This is a genomic window from Curtobacterium sp. PsM8, from assembly GCF_030433875.1.
Taxonomy (GTDB): domain Bacteria; phylum Actinomycetota; class Actinomycetes; order Actinomycetales; family Microbacteriaceae; genus Curtobacterium.
On sequence record NZ_JARUXD010000012.1, the window covers coordinates 15,278 to 32,011 of the forward strand.

General features: G+C 67.8%; 13 protein-coding genes. 9 read left to right on the plus strand and 4 right to left on the minus strand.

The window, feature by feature from the left end; translation table 11 throughout:
• Window positions 1-92: 92 nt before the first annotated feature.
• The gene (locus QCD68_RS04410; protein ID WP_301222154.1) at window positions 93-3,953 is read right to left on the minus strand and encodes a TIM-barrel domain-containing protein; all 3,861 of its coding nucleotides are present in this window, start codon (window positions 3,951-3,953) and stop codon (window positions 93-95) included.
• A gap of 177 nt (window positions 3,954-4,130) precedes the next feature.
• Window positions 4,131-4,853: a CPBP family intramembrane glutamic endopeptidase gene (locus QCD68_RS04415; protein WP_301222155.1), complete on the minus strand. Its 723-nt coding sequence runs from the start codon at window positions 4,851-4,853 to the stop codon at window positions 4,131-4,133.
• A gap of 156 nt (window positions 4,854-5,009) precedes the next feature.
• Here QCD68_RS04415 and QCD68_RS04420 point away from each other — a divergent pair, with 156 nt between their 5' ends.
• Genes QCD68_RS04420 through QCD68_RS04460 form a run of 9 tightly spaced genes read left to right on the plus strand, consistent with a single transcriptional unit; the run spans window position 5,010 to window position 14,453 of the window.
• Window positions 5,010-6,452, plus strand: a complete 1,443-nt coding sequence (locus QCD68_RS04420; RefSeq protein ID WP_111074851.1) for a polysaccharide biosynthesis tyrosine autokinase — start codon at window positions 5,010-5,012, stop codon at window positions 6,450-6,452.
• 16 nt (window positions 6,453-6,468) lie between these two features.
• Complete coding sequence (locus tag QCD68_RS04425; RefSeq protein ID WP_301222156.1) at window positions 6,469-7,413, plus strand: hypothetical protein; 945 nt, start codon at window positions 6,469-6,471, stop codon at window positions 7,411-7,413.
• Window positions 7,407-8,870, plus strand: coding sequence for a sugar transferase (locus QCD68_RS04430; protein WP_301222157.1), 1,464 nt, complete (start codon window positions 7,407-7,409; stop codon window positions 8,868-8,870). Before QCD68_RS04425 ends, QCD68_RS04430 begins: the two co-directional genes overlap by 7 nt.
• On the plus strand, window positions 8,870-9,970 hold the full coding sequence (locus QCD68_RS04435) for a glycosyltransferase (protein WP_301222158.1): 1,101 nt from the start codon (window positions 8,870-8,872) through the stop codon (window positions 9,968-9,970). The genes QCD68_RS04430 and QCD68_RS04435 overlap by 1 nt, the downstream gene beginning before the upstream one ends.
• 35 nt (window positions 9,971-10,005) lie before the next feature.
• On the plus strand, window positions 10,006-11,274 hold the full coding sequence (locus QCD68_RS04440) for an oligosaccharide flippase family protein (protein ID WP_301222159.1): 1,269 nt from the start codon (window positions 10,006-10,008) through the stop codon (window positions 11,272-11,274).
• A complete protein-coding gene (locus QCD68_RS04445) occupies window positions 11,271-12,080 on the plus strand; it encodes a glycosyltransferase (protein ID WP_301222160.1) in 810 nt (269 codons plus the stop codon). The genes QCD68_RS04440 and QCD68_RS04445 overlap by 4 nt, the downstream gene beginning before the upstream one ends.
• Entirely contained in the window at window positions 12,077-13,096 is a 1,020-nt protein-coding gene (locus QCD68_RS04450) for a glycosyltransferase (protein WP_301222161.1), read from the plus strand. Before QCD68_RS04445 ends, QCD68_RS04450 begins: the two co-directional genes overlap by 4 nt.
• A complete protein-coding gene (locus QCD68_RS04455; protein ID WP_301222162.1) occupies window positions 13,093-13,968 on the plus strand; it encodes a glycosyltransferase family 2 protein in 876 nt (291 codons plus the stop codon). Before QCD68_RS04450 ends, QCD68_RS04455 begins: the two co-directional genes overlap by 4 nt.
• Window positions 13,959-14,453, plus strand: a complete 495-nt coding sequence (locus tag QCD68_RS04460) for an acyltransferase (RefSeq protein ID WP_301222163.1) — start codon at window positions 13,959-13,961, stop codon at window positions 14,451-14,453. The genes QCD68_RS04455 and QCD68_RS04460 overlap by 10 nt, the downstream gene beginning before the upstream one ends.
• Here the strand turns inward: QCD68_RS04460 and QCD68_RS04465 are convergent.
• Both QCD68_RS04465 and QCD68_RS04470 read right to left on the minus strand, forming a co-directional pair.
• Complete coding sequence (locus QCD68_RS04465; RefSeq protein WP_301222164.1) at window positions 14,431-15,576, minus strand: glycosyltransferase; 1,146 nt, start codon at window positions 15,574-15,576, stop codon at window positions 14,431-14,433. The genes QCD68_RS04460 and QCD68_RS04465 overlap by 23 nt on opposite strands.
• Window positions 15,576-16,703: a glycosyltransferase family 4 protein gene (locus QCD68_RS04470; RefSeq protein ID WP_301222165.1), complete on the minus strand. Its 1,128-nt coding sequence runs from the start codon at window positions 16,701-16,703 to the stop codon at window positions 15,576-15,578. Before QCD68_RS04470 ends, QCD68_RS04465 begins: the two co-directional genes overlap by 1 nt.
• Between the last annotated feature and the right edge of the window lie 31 nt (window positions 16,704-16,734).

Here is a 16,734-nt window from a genome sequence, read left to right on the forward strand (position 1 = left end):
GCCGGACGACAGGTGTCGGGCGGTGCAGACGGCGGGACACCCGTTGTCGGGGTGCCCCGCCGTCGTCTGCATCGTGGTGCCGTGCCGCGGACCTACTCGGCCCGACGGTGGCGTCGTCGGCGCTGTGTCAGCAGCAGCCCGCCGGCGGTGAGGAGCACCAGGGCGAGGACACCGAGGGGCACGACGTTCGCACCAGTCCAGGCGAGGGCGCCGTCGCCGGCGGGGGACGAGCCTCCCGGCTGGGTACCCACACCGCCGGAACCCGAACCGCCACCGCCACCGTCACCAGGGCCGGCACCGGCACCCGGCGCGGGAGCAGGCGAGCCCGGCGCGGGAGCAGGCGAACCCGGCCCGGGCGACGGCGTGGCCGTCGGCGGAGCGGTCGCCGCCGCCGTCACCGTGAACCCGACCCGCGCCAGCACCACGCCGCCCACCGACGCGGACACCGTCACCCGGCCGGAGGCCGTGGCCGGCACCGCCAGGTCGCTGCGGAACGTGCCGTCGGCACCGGTGCGGACGGTGACCTGGCCACCGAGCGCCGGCGTCGTCGACAGCGTGACCGTCGCCTCTGCCGGGAACCCGGCGCCGGTCACGGCCTGCGTGTCACCGGCGGTGACCGTCGGCGATGCGACCTGGAGGCTCGGCACCGCAGCAGCGACCCTCGAGTACCGCACGATGGTCCGGTCCGTCACCGAGCGCTCGGCGACCGGCACCGTGATGGTGCGGCTGTCGGCGTCGTACGTCCATTCGGACGCGGCGACGGGAGTCCCGTCGATCGTGACGGAGGCGGGGCGGTCGGCGTCGGTGAACGTCGCCGTCCACGAGCGGTCGCGCACCTGGCCGGTGAACGAGCCGTCGGCCGGGGCGATGTCGAGCGTGCCGCCGTCGGCCTGCTGGGTGAACCGCATCGTGGTCGACGCGGAGTTGCCCGCGGCGCGAGCAGAGGAGGCCGCCGCGGTCGGCTGCCCCTCGCCCGAGTCCTCGTGCAGGGCGAAGGTGCCGTCCGCGCCGGTCGCGACCGTCACCGTGACCGCGTCGAGCGGTGCGGCGTCGTTCGCGACGTGGTGCGAGCGGGTCGGGACGATGCCGCCGCTGCGGACGAACACCGGCATGGTGGTCAGGTCGGTCGTGACGTCGGCCGTCGTGCCGCCCTGGTGGGTCGTGCCGGTGAACCAGTCGGTCCACGAGTCGCCGGCCGGGAACCAGACCGAACGCGTGGCCTTCCCGGTGTCGTCGTTCGCGGTGGTGACGGGCGCGACCAGGACGTCCTTGCCGTAGAGGTACTCGGAGCCGGCCTGGGCGTAGGACTCCTGCGCCTCCGGGTACTGCAGGTAGAGCGGCTGCAGCATCGGGGTGCCGGTCGCCGAGGCGTCGGCGGCCAGGGTGTACGTCAGGGGGAGCAGGTCCTCGCGGAGGTTGAGGAACTGCTTCGCCGACGCGTTCGCCTCGGCCGGGTACTGCCAGGGCAGCCGGTCGCTGTGGTTGCTGTGCAGGCGGTCGATCGGCTGGAACGCGCCGAACTGCACCCACCGGGCGTACATGTCGGCCGGCAGCTGGGTCGTGCCCGGCTCCTTGCCCGCGATGCCGTACTGCGCACCGTTGTGGCCACCGATGTCGTGGCTGATCGCGGACAGGCCGGTTGCCGCCGACTCGCCGGGCGTGTAGCCGACCTGGGCGGCGAGCTCGTCCCACGAGGACGTGGTGTCCCCGGTGAAGTGCACCGTGGTGCGCTTGTCGGCCCAGGGCCCGGTCGGTACGGCCTGCGGGTTGCCGTAGCCGCCCGCGGTCAGCGAGCCGTAGGCGCGGGAGAACGCCAGACCGCGGCCCTTGAGCTGCTCGTCGGTGTACTTCGCGTACTGCTGGTTGATGAACGCGTCCGGCGTCACACCGTTGGCGGAGTACTTCGAGTTCTCACTGCAGCACCAGTCGAGCCACCACATGTCGACGCCCTCCGGCTGTAGCGAGGTGTGCAGGTCGAAGTAGGCCTTGAGCTGGTCGGGGTCCGACCAGTCGAACAGGTAGCGGTCGCCGTCGCCCTGGGTGAGCTTGCCCTTCGCGGTCGCCTGCGCGGCCGCGAACTCCGGGTCCTTGCTGGAGATCGACGGGTGGATGTTGAGGGTGTTGTGGATGCCCTCGGCGTGCCAGTCGGCGAGCAGGCTGGTCATGTCGGGGATCCGGGCCGGGTCGACCGACCAGCCGTCCCACTTGCTGTCGCCCTCGTTGGTGGGGCTGCCGGTCTTGTAGTCGGTGTCGATCGCCATGACGTCGACGGGGACGCCCTCGTCCTGGAAGCGCTTCGCGATGTCCAGGTAGTCCTGCTGCGACCGGTCGTAGTACTCGGAGTACCAGACGCCGTACGCCCACTGCGGCAGGAGCTTCGAGGGGCCGGTCAGGGTCGCCAGGTCCTTCAGCGCGGTCGTGTACGCGGTGCCGTACCCGAAGACGTAGCCGTCCTGGTAGCCCTCGCCACCGTGGTCGCCGCGGGGCGTGGTCTGCTCGGTCGCCGGGTCGTACAGCGCCGAAGCGGTGTCGTCGAGCAGCGACCAGCCGTCCTGGTAGAGCAGGCCGGGGTTCGTCTTCGCGGCACCGTTGGCGGTGTCGAGGTCACGCCGGTAGCCACCGAGCGGAGCGTGCGCGGCGAGGACGGGCGACGCGGTGTCGACGACCGCGATCGTGTCGAAGTTCACGTTGCAGTTGGCCGCCACGGTCGGACAGCCGATCGCGATGTCGTTCGTGCCGGCGGCCAGGTGTACGGGGACCGTCACGGTGTTCCAGTAGTCCCAGCCGCTGGTGCGGGGCAGCTCACCGGTCGTGGCGGTCTGGCCGACGGGAGCAGCGGTCAGCGTGGGCGTGCCGGCCGACCCGTTGGCGTACCGGACCTGCAGCGCGTAGTCGCCCGCGGCCGGGACCCCGGTGACGTGCGCGGTCATCTGCGCGCCGGCGCGCTCGAACCCGGCGACGAAGCCGTCCCCGGCGAACCCGTTGTGGTTCGTCGCCACGGTCGCGGGCTCGGTGCGTGCGGCGTCCTCGGCCTGGCAGACGACGCCGAAGGCGCAGTCCTGCCCGTCGGACGCTGCGGTCGGCGCCGGGTAGGCCGCACCCGCGGGGACGATCGCCAGGCTGTCGACGTTCACCCGACCAGAATCCGCGTCGCCACGGACGACCTTCACGGTGTGCGGACCGGCAGTCAGGTCGAGGGCTGCGGTGGTCTGCTTCCACTCGTCCCAGTTCGCGCCGGCCGGCAGGCTCAGGGTGACCGGGGCCCGGTCGTCGACGACGATGCTCAACGTGCGGGTCTCGACCTTGCCGTCGCCGCCCTGGCTGTTGGCGTACCGCATGGCCAGGTCGTACGACCCGGCCTGCTGCACGGTCGTGCGGAACGTCATGGAGTTGCCGACGTTCTCGAACCCGGCGGCGAAGCCAGCGCCCGTGTACCCGGCGTGGTCCGTCGCGTTCGCCAGGCCCTGCAGCGCGAGTGCCTCGCCCTCGCAGAGCGTGCCGATCGCACACGAGGGCGTCCGTGCCGTGACCCAGGGTGAGCCGGTGACGGCCTGTCCCGCGGACGTCTTCAGCGTCACCCGGAGGTTGTCCTGGCTGAAGTCGCCGGTGCCCTGCCGGTACTGCACGGTCATCGACCCGGTGTCGAGCGTCAGCCAGCCGTCCTGCACCGTCTTGGTGAACGGCGTCGGGGCGAAGTCGTCACGCCCGACCACGTTGAACGTGCCCTGGTCGGTGAACTGCCCGTCGCCCGCGTACTCGGTGCGGATCAGGGTGGGGGAGAGCACCTGGAAGCGGGCCTCGCCGGACACCACGGTGCGGGCGTCGGGAGCGGCGGCTGCCGGCAGGGCGGAGATGCCGAGCCCGCCGAGCGCGAGCGCTCCGACGACGGCTGTGGCGAGTGACGACCCGAGGAAGCGACGGCGCCCCCGGCTCGAGATGAGAGTGGGACGCAAGGGATGGGCTCCTCGTGGACGACGTCGTCCGGTCTGATCGGTGGTGCGGGCGCCCCCTAGGCGCCCGCGTTACAACGTGGGAAACTGTAGGGCCTCATAGCTCCTGCATGGAAGACCGCAAGGAGGATGGGCGCCGTCGACGGCGCTCAGCGAATCAGACGGGAGGCGCGGGTCGGCTCAGCGAGGCCAGGTCGCGACGACCGCCACCGCGTTGAAGAGCACGTGCGCCATGATCGCGCCGCCGATGCGGTTCGTCATCGCGACCAGGGTGCCGGTCAGCGACCCGAGCACGAAGATCGTCAGGAACACCCGGAAGCCCTCGAGCTGCGTCCCGCCCGCACCGAGCAGGACGTGCAGGACCGCGAACAGGAACGCGGTGAGGAACACGGCCAGGAATCGTGTGCGCGGGGTGAGTTCGGCGGCCATCCGGCGCTGGAACAGCCCACGGAAGAAGACCTCTTCGAGGAACGGACTGACCAGCACGATGCCGATGGCCGAGACGATCAGCAGCGTCTCGTCCGGGGTCCCGAGCGTCGGCGCCGGGGTGAGGCCCGTCGAGCCGGTGAACGCCAGGCCGAGGAACACGTCGAACACCCGGCACAGGATCACGATGCCGATCGCGAAGATCGCGTCGCCGAGTCCCAGCCGCAGGCGAGCGGCACGGTCCGTGCTCGCCGATCGGCGCAGCACCCAGACGATGCCCGCGACGAGCGGCAACCAGACGGCGAAGTCGGCCACCAGCACCTGCATGACGGGCGGCTGGATCTTGCCGGCGATGTTGAACCCCGACGCGACCCGGGCCAGGATCACCGCCACCCCCAGCGCGACCAGCAGGATCACGAGGTCCCGCTGACGGCTGGTGTCGGGCTCGGCGTGGGTCACGTCGGACTCGGTGCTCATGGGCTCACCGTAGAGGACGGGTGGCCCAGAACGGCCGATACAGCCGAGCGTTGCTCGATCATGTGGCACTATTTGAATGCCGTACACCGGGACATCCCCGGGCACTCGTGTTGGGACCACGGGCGAGCGGCGGGATCGTCGGGGAAGGCGGGCCGCGTGGAACTACGCGACTACATCACCGTGCTACGTAAGGGATGGGTCCTCATCCTGGTCTTGGCACTCGTCGGAGTTGCCGCTGCCGCGGGCTTCTCCCTGCTCAAGAAGCCGGTGTACTCCGCTTCGGCGCAGGTCTTCGTCTCGACGGAGACCTCGGGCAGCGCGAGTGACCTGGCCCAGGGGAACACCTTCACCCAGCAGCGCGTCCTGACGTACTCGAACCTGGTGTCGACGCCGATCGTGCTGCTGCCGGTCATCTCGAAGCTCCAGCTCGACATGAACGCCGACCAGCTCGCGACGATGGTGTCCGCGACCGCGCCGACGAGCACGACCCTGATCTCGATCAGCGTGAACGACACGGACCCGGTGCAGGCGGCGAACATCGCGAACGCGACGTCGCAGAGCCTCACCAACGTCGTCGAGGACATCGAGGCCACCGACGCCGACGGCAAGAGCAGCGTCAAGCTCACCCGCGTGAAGCAGGCCGACGTGCCGAGCGTCCCGGTCAGCCCGAACGTCCCCGTCAACGTCGCACTCGGCCTGCTCGTCGGACTCGCGCTGGGCGTCGGCATCGCCGTGCTCCGCGAGACGCTCGACAACCGCGTCCGGACCGAGCAGGACGTCGAGAAGATCAGCGACAAGCCGGTCGTCGGTGGCATCGCCTTCGACAGCAAGGCCTCGGAACGTCCGCTGATCGTGCAGGTCGACCCGCGCAGCCCGCGTGCCGAGTCGTTCCGCACGCTCCGCACCAACCTGCAGTTCCTGGACATCGGCACCGGCGCACGCACCTTCGTCATGACGTCGTCCGTGCAGTCCGAGGGCAAGAGCACCACGGTCGCCAACCTGGCGATCGCGCTCGACAGTGCCGGCTTCCGCGTGATCCTCATCGACGCCGACCTGCGCCGTCCCCGCGTCGCCGAGTACATGGACGTCGAGACCAACGCCGGTCTGACCGACGTGCTCATCGGCCGCGCCGAGCTCGAGGACGTCGCCCAGCCCTGGGGCCGCGGCAACCTCGTCGTCCTGCCGGCCGGCCAGATCCCGCCGAACCCGTCCGAGCTCCTCGGGTCCCGCGCCATGCAGGACCTCATCGAGCGGCTCGAGGGCGAGTTCGACTACGTCCTGTTCGACGCCCCGCCGCTCCTGCCCGTCACCGACGCCGCGATCCTGGCGAAGAAGGCCTCCGGCGCGATCGTCGCCGTGGCCTCGGGCAAGACGCACAAGGGCCAGTTCGCCGCCGCGGTCTCCGCACTCGAGAGCGTGGGCGCACCGATCGCCGGCTTCGTCATCACGATGATGCCCGTCCGTGGCCCGGGCGCCTACGGCTACGGCCGGTACGGCTACGGGTACGGCTACGGCATCGAGGACGAGGACACACCGAAGGTCAAGCCGCCCAAGCGCGGCGGCAAGAAGCTCGGCGCCCTGAGTCGCGCCGAGCGCTGAGACGAGGTCGGGGGACATGGACACTCGCCGGGGGACCCGAAACCTCGGTTCGTCGCTCACGCGGACGACCCTGGTCTGGGTCGCCATCGTGATCGTCGTGCTGGTCGTCATCGACATCGCACTCGTCACGCTCGCCCTGGGACGCACCGCACCGAACTCCGGTGACCCGGCGGGCCCGATCCCGACCTTCTCCAGTTCTCCGCGCTCCAGCGAGAGCGCGTCCCCGACGCCGAACGCGTCGGCAGGTGCGGCAGACGCTGCGTCAGCCCGACGTCTGCTGTCCGCCATCGACGGCAAGGAGGCATGGCGAGCCTCCAGTACGTCGTGTTCCGTTGACAAGCCGGTGCTGGAGCACTCGGTGGACGGCGGGGCGACCTGGGTCGCGGTCGCCCTCGGCGACGACGTGCGCACCCTGACGGGGCTGCGTGCCACCACCAGCGGCGTCTCGATCCTGACAGGGGTCGGCGACGACTGCGCCATGACCGTCCGAACGAGCACGGACGACGGTGCCACGTGGTCAGCCGGTCAGCCGGGCGCCGCCGGTGCCGGGGTCAGCGACGCCGCCCTGCAGCTGCAGAGCGGCCGCTCCGACTCGCCGTGTGCTGACCCGGTCGACGTCTACCAGGGGCAGTACACGACGCTCGTCGCATGCGCGGACGCCATCGCTTGGCGGAGCGGGACCGGGTCGTGGGTGACGGCACCGATCGGCGGGATCCAGTCCATCGCCGACGCCGGCAACACCTACACACTCGCGCGCACCGGCGGTGCGACGTGCGCCGGCGTCGAGATCGCGAGCCTGGCGGCCGTGAAGGTGACTGCCTCGTCGACGGTCAGCCCCGTCGGATGCTGGACGGGGGGCGCGAGCAGTGGGCCGGTCGCGATCGGTCTGGCAGACAAGAACCTGTGGGCCTGGTCGGGCGACACGGTCGCGGTGTCTGCGGACGGTGGTGCTTCGTGGTGACGGTGACCGAACGGACCGCTCGACCGGAGCTCGGCTGGGAGAACACCTACGCCCGTCGATTGGTCATCACCGACGCGCTTGCGCTGATCTGGGTGGCGTTCGGCGTGCAGATCGCGTGGTTCGGGTTCGACAGCCGGCAGGTCGCGGGCAGTTCGGCCGACCTGGCCGTCGGGTACTCGGCCGTCTCGATCCTGATCGTCATCGCCTGGCTGATCGTGCTGGCGCTCTACGACACCCGTGATCCGCGCTACATCGGCACCGGCGCCGGTGAGTACCGACGAATCGTCGACTCGGCAATCCGGTTGTTCGCACTCGTGGCGATCGTCGCGTATGCCTTCAAACTCGAGATCGCCCGCGGGTACATCTTCATCGCGTTCCCTCTCGGCGTCCTGCTCCTGCTGCTGACGCGTTGGATGTGGCGCCAGTGGCTCAACGCACAGCGCCGGAGCGGCCGCTACTCCGCCACGGTCGTGCTCGTCGGGTCCACCGGATCAGTCGAGCACATCGCCCGCGAACTGATGCGGCACCCAGAAGAGGGCTACCGCGTCGTCGGCGCCTGTGTCCCGACCGGTCCCGTCGGCGGGACGCTCGGCACGACCGGGGTCCCCATCCTCGGACGGATCAGCGACGCCGTCGTCGCACTGCGCAGCATCGGTGCCGACACCGTGGCCGTGACGAGTTCGGACGACCTGGGCGCGCAAGCGGTGCGTGAACTGAGTTGGGAACTCGAGGGCGGGCGCGAGCACCTGATCGTCGCTCCGAGCCTGACCGAGATCAACGGCCCGCGCATCCACACGCGTCCCGTCGCTGGCCTGCCGCTGATCCACGTCGAAATGCCCCGTTACGAAGGCACCACGCTCTTCATGAAGCGTGCGTTCGACGTCGCCGGATCGGCGCTGCTGATCATCGCCCTGTCGCCGCTGTTGATCGTGTTGGCACTCGCCGTGCGGTTCACCAGTGCGGGCCCGGTGCTCTACCGCCAGGAGCGCGTCGGCCTCAACGGCCAGCCCTTCGACATGCTCAAGTTCCGGTCCATGCGCGTCAACGCCGACGACGAGCTCGTCGCGCTCCTCGCAGCGCAGGGCAAGGGAGACACCCCGTTGTTCAAGTTGGAGAACGACCCGCGCATCACTTCGATCGGTCACGTGCTCCGCAAGCACTCGCTCGACGAGTTCCCGCAGCTGTTCAACGTGCTGTTCGGGTCGATGAGCCTGGTCGGACCGCGGCCCCAGCGTGAGGGCGAGGTCGCGCTCTACGACGCCGCAGCACGCCGTCGGCTGTTGCTCAAGCCCGGCATGAGCGGCCTGTGGCAGGTCGGCGGACGGTCGTCGCTCGGGTGGGAAGACGCCATCCGGCTGGACCTGTACTACGTGGAGAACTGGTCGCTGACCGGGGACATCGTCATCCTGTGGCGGACGGTGCGAGCGGTGTTGGCGCCGGGGAAAGAGGCTTTCTGATGCCGGGGCTCATCGCGCACGAATGGGTGGCTGCACATGGCGGTTCGGAGAACGTGGCGGAAGCCATGTCTGCAGTGTTCCCCGATGCTGCGATCCAGACACTGTGGAGCGATGCGCCCGAACGGTTCCCCGGCCGAACTGTGCACGAGTCGTGGTTGGCGAAGACCCCGCTCCGGCGCCACAAGGCGCTCGCACTGCCGTTCATGTCGTCAGCCTGGACCCGGGTCGACACCGCTCCGTACGACTTCGTGCTCGCGAGCTCCCACGTGTTTGCCCACCATGTCGGCGGACGGGACGCGATGGGATCGACGCCGAAGTTCGCGTACATCCATACGCCGATGCGCACCGTTTACGCAGCGGACCAAGATTCACGAGGAGCTGGGCTTCTCGTCAGGGCGTCGGCTTCACTTGTCCGGACCTTCGACCGACGCTTCGTGAACGGCGGAGTGCAGTACGCGGCAAACAGCGACTACATCCGTCGTCGTATTGCGCAGGTCTGGCACCAAGAAGCGAGGGTGCTCCACCCGCCGGTCGACACCACGTTCGCAACGGCGGAGCCCGTTGGGCTTGAAGCAGGTGAGCGAGAACTGCTGGCGTCGCTTCCGGAAGGCTTTCTACTGGGTGCGTCGCGATTCGTGCCCTACAAACGCCTCGATCTCGTCATCGCCACCGCTGAACAGTTGAAGCGACCGGTGGTCATTGCAGGGCGAGGGCCGGAACTGCCCGCGCTTCGTGCGCAGGCCGACGCCGCGACGGTGCCCGTGTGGGTCGTCGTCGGACCGTCGGACGCGATGTTACGCGAGTTGTACCGCCGCGCCTCTGTGTTCGTGTTCCCCGCAGTCGAGGACTTCGGGATCATGCCGCTCGAAGCGATGGCAGTCGGCACTCCCGTGGTCGTCGGTGCAGAGGGCGGTGCGCGCGAGGGTGTTGAAGCCGTGAGTGGCGGCGTCGTGTCACCGTCAGTCGAACCGGTTGCGTTCGCGGATGCCGTCCGCCGAGCCGAGCGGCTCGACACTCGCAATGTGGCAGGTCACGTCGAAGAGCAGTTCGGAACTGAACGGTTCGCCCGTGAACTGCGGCGCTGGGTCTCAGGAGGATGAGCGGGGTTGGTCTCCTGAACCGTTTCGGTGGTGGGGTGCGCCGTGTCGCCCGCCACCCCAGCGCGACGCTGCTCGCTTCGAGCGCCGCCTCGACCCTCTTCGGACTCGGAACTGCGACGTTGCAGGCGCGTCTTCTCGGCCCAGCCGGGCGTGGTGAACTCGCGATGGCGATGGTCCCCGCTGGAATCGTCGCGATCTTGCTGAGCTTCGGACTGCCGGATTTCGCAGCTCGACGAGCCGCGAAGGGAACTGACACTCGTTCCCTGTCGAGACTCGCTCTGGTGGCCGGTGTCGCCATCGGGCTGGTGGCGTTCTTCCCGTACATCCTCCTGGCCGGGCTGCAGGCGGACGGGAAAACCGAGGTGTGGTGGCTCTTCGTCGCCTGGGCCGCAAGTGTCCCGTTGTTCGTGTTCGGCTCGACCTTGACGGGTGTCGCGATCGGAAGCGGGCGGTGGCTCGCCTCGGCAGTCGTTCGCGCGCTCCCGGGTTTCGCGGCGCTCGTCGTTCTCACCGCGCTGTTCTTCCTGCACGTGGACGCCTCGCCGCTCCTGGTCGGTCTGATCCTCATCGCGACCACAGTCCTCAGCCCTCTGACGTACATGGTCAGACGTTTTGCCCGACCAGCAAGCAGCTTCGGGCGCGAACTCATCGTCGACGCGGCGAAGTTCGGAGCCAGAGGCTGGCTGGCTGGAGCGACCGCGTTGGTCAATCAACGGATCGACCTGCTCATGGTCTCGGCGATCGCCCGACCGCAGGAGGTCGGGCTCTACGCGGTCTCGACGACGTTGGCTGCAACGCTGAACGCAGTGTCGAACGCGGTCGCCATGCCCAATCGCAATCGCGTTGCCCGGGGCGATGTCACACATGTGGCGCGCACGTGCGCGTCAACCATGCTCCTGATCGCCTGCCTGGCCCTCGTCGTGGCGGCGGCGGTGCCGCTGCTCATCTTCGTCCTGCTCGGTTCGGCGTTCCAGGCGGCGGCGGCTCCCATGTTCGTGCTGCTCGCCGCGCAAGTGCCGCTCGCAGGGGTCGTCGTACTCACACAGAGCCTCAACGGGGCAGGGAAGCCCGGGAAGCCGCTCGTCGGGGAAGTCGTTGCCCTGGTCACTACAGCGGCGATGATCCTCCTCTTGTTCAGCCCAGGAGGCTTGGTCCTCGCGGCGACTGCGACGGGCGTCGGGAACCTGTTGAGCCTCGCCGTACTCATCGTGCTCACTCGCAGACACATCCAGGCTGCTCCGATCCGGAGCTTCTGCTTCATCGGACCCCGCGCCATGATCTCGACACTCAGGAGCTTGCGATGAACCCCAGGACAGTCACCGCCATCGTTGTCACCTACAACTCTGGACGGTTCGTCGATCGCATTCTCGAGGACCTGCTCGCGATGGACCACGTCGATCGCGTGGTCGTGGTGGACAACAATTCGTCGGACGACTCGACGGCACGAGTCCGGAGCCGGATCGTCGGGGAGAAGGTCACGCTGATCGAGTCCGCCTCGAACGTCGGGTTCGGCGCGGCTGTGAACCGGGCCGTCCACGAGGAGTGTCAACACTCCGAGTTCATCGCAGTGGTGAATCCGGATGTGGGACTCGGAACCGATGTCTTCGATCGATTGCTCGACCAGTTCGACGACGACCGGTTGGGTGTGATCGGGGTTCAGCTTGCTCGCTCGGACGGAACTCCTGTCTCGTCCGCGCGCTTCTTCCCTTCCAGATCGACGATCCTCCGTAGAACCGCTGTCGAGGTCGAGCATGGTGGTCGTACGATCTCGGTCGACTGGCTTTGCGGAGCGTTCATGCTCTGGCGCGCCGATGCCTTCCGGGAGGTTCACGGATTTTCATCCGATTACTTCCTCTACTACGAAGACGTCGACATCTGCCGGCGGGCACGAGAACTCGGATGGGACGTCGTGATCGCAGGGTCTGTCTCGGCGGTGCATGATCAAGGCCACGGGGCAAAGACGAGCCCGGTGCTCCTCCGCGCGAACCGGCGCAGCCGACGGCGTTACGCACGACGGTGGCTCGGTAAGTCAGGTTGGGCTGCTGCGCTGGCCGCAGACGTGCTCGAGCAGGCGGGCACCACCCTTCGACGGATCGGTCTGCGCCGATGAAACTGCTGATGGACGGCCGAGTTCTGGAAGGCGGCAGTAGCGGGGTGCGAGACGTTGCGTCTGGTCTGTTGCAGGGACTCCGATCGCTGCAGCAACAGGGGCGCGTGGACGTGACGGTCGCAACAGTCGGGACCACGCACGCGGAATCCGATGTCCAGTTGCCAAGTCGCTTCTTCATGCACGCCTGGCTGCCGCTCACCGCGCTCAGAGGTCGATTCGACCGCATCGTGGTCCCGCGGCAGACGATTCCGGTTTTATCCCCCGTGCAGAGCGTTCCCGTTTTCCACGACGTCGGGTTCATCGACGAGCCCACGCTCTATCGTGACGCCGCGAAGATCACAGCCACGACTCGGTACGCCAGCCGGGCAAGAAGAGCGCTCGCAGTTTCGGCTTACACCGCGGACCGGATGGCGCAACTAGGCCTCAACGATCGGGTAACTCCCCTGCCGATCGAAGCCGTGCACGACATCGAGTGGCGACCTGAGCGCCATGATCCGTACCTGCTCTGCATCGCAGCCCAGGAGCCGCACAAGAACCTGCCCAAGCTCGTCGACGCCTGGGCAACCCTTGACGACCTCGATGCACGCCTCATCATCTGTGGCCGCCCTGGCAGTGACTCTGACGCACTCGATCGCGCCCGGTCCCGTCTTCGACGCCCGGCCTCGGTGGAGATAGCGAGTGGACTGTCCGCCGCGGCGTACGCAGCGCTTCTGGCCGGTGCTCACGGCTACGTCCAGCCGTCTCTCTACGAGGGCCTTTGCATTCCAGCGATGGACATGGCGGCGGCCGGTGTGCCCATGGTGGTGGGCAATCACTCCAACCTCGGTGCGCGCTTCTCTGGAGCTCCAGACGGACAGGCGATCGACGCGACAGACGTCGATGTGCTCGCAGCCGCACTACGCGCACTCTTGACCGACGAGAGGTTCCGGCAGGAGTCGATGTCGTACAACCGCGAGAACGTCCACATGACCGACTGGCTTCGCGTCGGAGAGATCTTCCTGGAGGCGATCGTATGACCTCACTCACAGTCGTCACCGTGTCGCACGAGTCATCGCAGGTGCTGCAGGGCTTCCTCGAGCGCCTTGGCCACGGCCGTGGGCCCATGGATTCGGTCGTCGTGGTCGACTCAGGATCGCTTGACGCAGAACGTTCTCGAGCCGTTGCAGAACGCTTCGATGCCGTCTTTCGACGAGTGCCGGTGAACGTCGGTTTCGGTACCGCCTCGAACATCGGCGCATCCGCCGTTGACACCGACTTCTTGGCGTTCGTCAACCCGGACGTCGAAACGACCTTCGAAGATCTCCACGCGCTCGCGGTCGAAGCCGACCGCGTCGGCGCAGCGTGTGTGGGCCCGCGGGTCCGGGACTCTCGTGGTAACTACGCGCTAGCCGAGCGGGGAACAATTGCTTCTCCTTTGGCCCGACGGCGCGACGTGGATGTCTCCGGGGCGCAACCCGTCGAATCGATCGCGGGCTGTTGCATGGTGCTCCCGACGCAGTGGTTCCAAGTCGCCGGAGGGTTCGATCCGTTCTTCTTCATGTTCACTGAGGAGATCGACCTCCATCGTCGGATCACCCGAGCGGGCGGCTTGATCGGCGTTGCGGACTCTGTGACGGTCGTCACCGAAGGCGGTGGAAGTTCTTCCGAGGTCGGCTCTCGGTGGAGTGTCACCGAGAGGGAAGTCGCGCACGTCCGTTTCACTTGGAAGTGGTACGGCTTGCCGGCCGCGGCGCTCGATTTCCTGTGGCGCCTTGTGTTGATCGTGCGAAAGCCCGCATACCGGCCGATCCGAGTGAGCCTGGCGCAGTTCTTCCGGGGAGTTCTGAGTCGCGCTGGTCGACAGCGACGCGTCATCACTAGAGAGTACGGAGCCGTGCCTTGGGACTGAATCGTCTGTGGCGTGACGCTGCGATCAACGGGCTTCTCAACGGCCCTGTCGTGCCGCGGAGTGTTCGATGGCGGCTGCTGCGGGCCTGGGGCGTCACCATCCCGGGATGGGTATCGGTCGCGCCTGGATGCTGGTTCGGTGGGAAGAACATCGAGATCGGGCCCGGGACGACTGTCAACTACGGCTGCGTGTTCGACAATTCGGCGAAGATCGTCGTCGGCCCCAGGTGCGACGTCGGGCATCACGTCACCTTCATCACGAGTACTCACGAACTCGGCCCGCGAGAACGACGGGCTGGTCGCGCGATCGGTCAGCCGATCCACGTCGAGCCGGGAACCTGGATCGGTGCCCGGGCAACGATCCTTCCGGGTGTGACGATCGGTGCAGGCTGCGTGATCGCCGCCGGGGCCGTCGTCACGAGCGACTGTGCCTCCGACGGGCTGTACGCGGGTGTCCCGGCCGTCAGGAAACGCGATCTCGCATGAGTTCGTCGACGAGGCCCCTCGCCTCTGCGCCGCGGCGGGTCCAGGAGTGACGGTCTGCGAGCGCTGCTCTCACATCGAGGCTCTCCGCAGAAGGAGTTCGGGTCGAGGCAACCACAGCCTGCAAGAACTCCTCCGGACCTGCTGCGACAGTGACGTGCCCCGACACCGCTGAAACAGCTGGGACCCGCGTCGACACGACAGTCAGGCCCGCTGCCAGGTACTCGTACGTCTTCAACGGGTTGACACCTACCGTGTACTCGTTGATGAGGTAGGGGATCAAACCGACCGTCGAACGCGCGTAGAGCTCACTGAGCGATGCAAAGTCCAGGTGTCCATGGTGTGTCGCACCAGCCGCAACCAGTTTCTCGACAGCGCGTGCCGAGGACCCTCCCCCCTCTGACACCGGCCCGGCGAGATCCAGTCGCACTCCACGCTTCAGCAGCCCCTCCAGCAGCTCGAAGTCGACTTTGCTCGCCGTCAGGTTCCCGGCGAAGACCGCTCGCTCTACACGGGGGCGCCCTCGGTGAACTGCCTGGGCGATCGGCTCGACGTCGGCGACGTTGGGCCACAGGCGTCGAGAGTCAAAGCCGACTGCGGCCAGATGTGTGTCGACGACCTCACTGCTCGCAACGGCGGTGACCCCCACTTCTGCGAGACGTCGTTCTTGTTGCGCGATGAGTTCTGCGTTGATGCCAGGTACGGAACCGAGCAGATCGACGCAGTGGTAAACCGTGGCGTCGGCGAAGCGTTCGAGACCGTAGGTGTTGGGCGTGTAGGTCCAGAGGAGTCGTCGACCTGGCCGCGCGATCCAATTGCTGACGAGTCTGTGGAGCAAGGGACGATTGACGATCCTGCTGACGCCCGTGTGGATTGGGAGGACCAGCGGACGCAGGACGTTGATGCCGTTCGTCGGCCGTTCGAACGATGTGCCTGCAGATCCTGATCCGATGCGCCGCAGCATCCGCTTCAGATCGCTGGGCCGTAGCTCCGGCTTCCGTAGGCCCATCGACTCGACGTAGGACACATCCCACCGAGCTGAGAGTTCCCGCGCGACGTAATGCTGGTTGGTAGCGATCGGTTGGTTCCAATCGGCCGTGCCGAGCACGAGGATCGAAACGTCCATCAGTTACTCCCGGTCCGCTGCGACTGCAGCGTCCACGACGAGCGAGTGGACTCGAAGCGGGCTCGGTGTGCTCCGACCCAGGATTCTTCCGAATGTCGTCCAGCCCACGCAACCATGCGCGATCTACTGCGCTCTCGCTCAGCCGTCGCTCGGTGTATCGCGCGCGCCCACTCGTGGGGGCCGCTGCCGCTCGGAGCGACCTCCACACCGAGCTCTGTCATGAGCTCATCGAGGCCTGTGTCAGCGACCGCAACGACCGGAAGCGCGTGGGACGCAGCTTCGACGAGCGTGGTCGGCAGGCCTTCCCGAGCTGCACTCGATGACGTGAAGAACACTGCGTCTGCGGCCGCGTATGCAAGCTCGGGTTCGTCGAGGTGTCCCAGCAGCCGGACGTTCGTCAACGAGGAACTTGTTCGCTCCAGCGCCGCCCTCTCCGGCCCCTCGCCAGCGATGAGCACCACCCCTTCGAACTCGCCAGCCAATCGGACCGCCATCTCCGGCCGCTTCGCCGAGTGGAGGCGACCGATCCAGAGGACGACCGGAACGTCCTCAGCCACCCCGAGCCGCTGACGAGCCGCGGTCCGAGCCGCGGCCGTCGCTGGAGTCGAGGAACCGTCTCCGACGCCGTTTTCGATCACATGCACAACAGAGGGGTCGGCTACAACCGCGCGGACATCCGTTGCCACAGCCTCCGAAACACAGATGATGGCGGCGACGTACCGCGATGCGACTCTGTACCGGGACGCCAGGAGCCGACCGGAAACGCCTTGCAGGAACTGTCCGTGTTCGGTCCAGACGACGGGACCGAGCTTCGCAAGGGCCTTCGTGAATCCGATCTGCTCCCGCTTGAACTGCAGGTGGAACAGATCGACTTCTCGAGCACGAACGGCTCGAACCACGCGCCGACGTTCGGCGGGAAGGCGCAACAGGCCGCCGATCATGGTCGATTTCGACCACTTCGGACCCAGACGAACATCGACGTGGCGGAGCGCCTCCTCGTCCCATCCCGGGACGTGCCCGACGAGTAGCGGTTCGTCGCCGGCGACCCGGAGGCGTGAGAAGAGCCGGTTCAGGTAGCGCTCCGCCCCACCGAACGTGCTCGACTGACTGACGACGACTAGATGCATGGGTCGATTATGCGGGGTTGAGGGAGACCCG

What these genes read in the sequence shown, in the direction of transcription:
- QCD68_RS04415 (WP_301222155.1), bottom strand. Translation starts at nt 4,853, where the DNA reads ATGAGCACCGAGTCCGACGTGACCCACGCCGAGCCCGACACCAGCCGT.
- QCD68_RS04425 (WP_301222156.1), top strand. Translation starts at nt 6,469, where the DNA reads ATGGACACTCGCCGGGGGACCCGAAACCTCGGTTCGTCGCTCACGCGG.
- QCD68_RS04435 (WP_301222158.1), top strand. Translation starts at nt 8,870, where the DNA reads ATGCCGGGGCTCATCGCGCACGAATGGGTGGCTGCACATGGCGGTTCG.
- QCD68_RS04445 (WP_301222160.1), top strand. Translation starts at nt 11,271, where the DNA reads ATGAACCCCAGGACAGTCACCGCCATCGTTGTCACCTACAACTCTGGA.
- QCD68_RS04450 (WP_301222161.1), top strand. Translation starts at nt 12,077, where the DNA reads ATGAAACTGCTGATGGACGGCCGAGTTCTGGAAGGCGGCAGTAGCGGG.
- QCD68_RS04455 (WP_301222162.1), top strand. Translation starts at nt 13,093, where the DNA reads ATGACCTCACTCACAGTCGTCACCGTGTCGCACGAGTCATCGCAGGTG.
- QCD68_RS04465 (WP_301222164.1), bottom strand. Translation starts at nt 15,576, where the DNA reads ATGGACGTTTCGATCCTCGTGCTCGGCACGGCCGATTGGAACCAACCG.
- QCD68_RS04470 (WP_301222165.1), bottom strand. Translation starts at nt 16,703, where the DNA reads ATGCATCTAGTCGTCGTCAGTCAGTCGAGCACGTTCGGTGGGGCGGAG.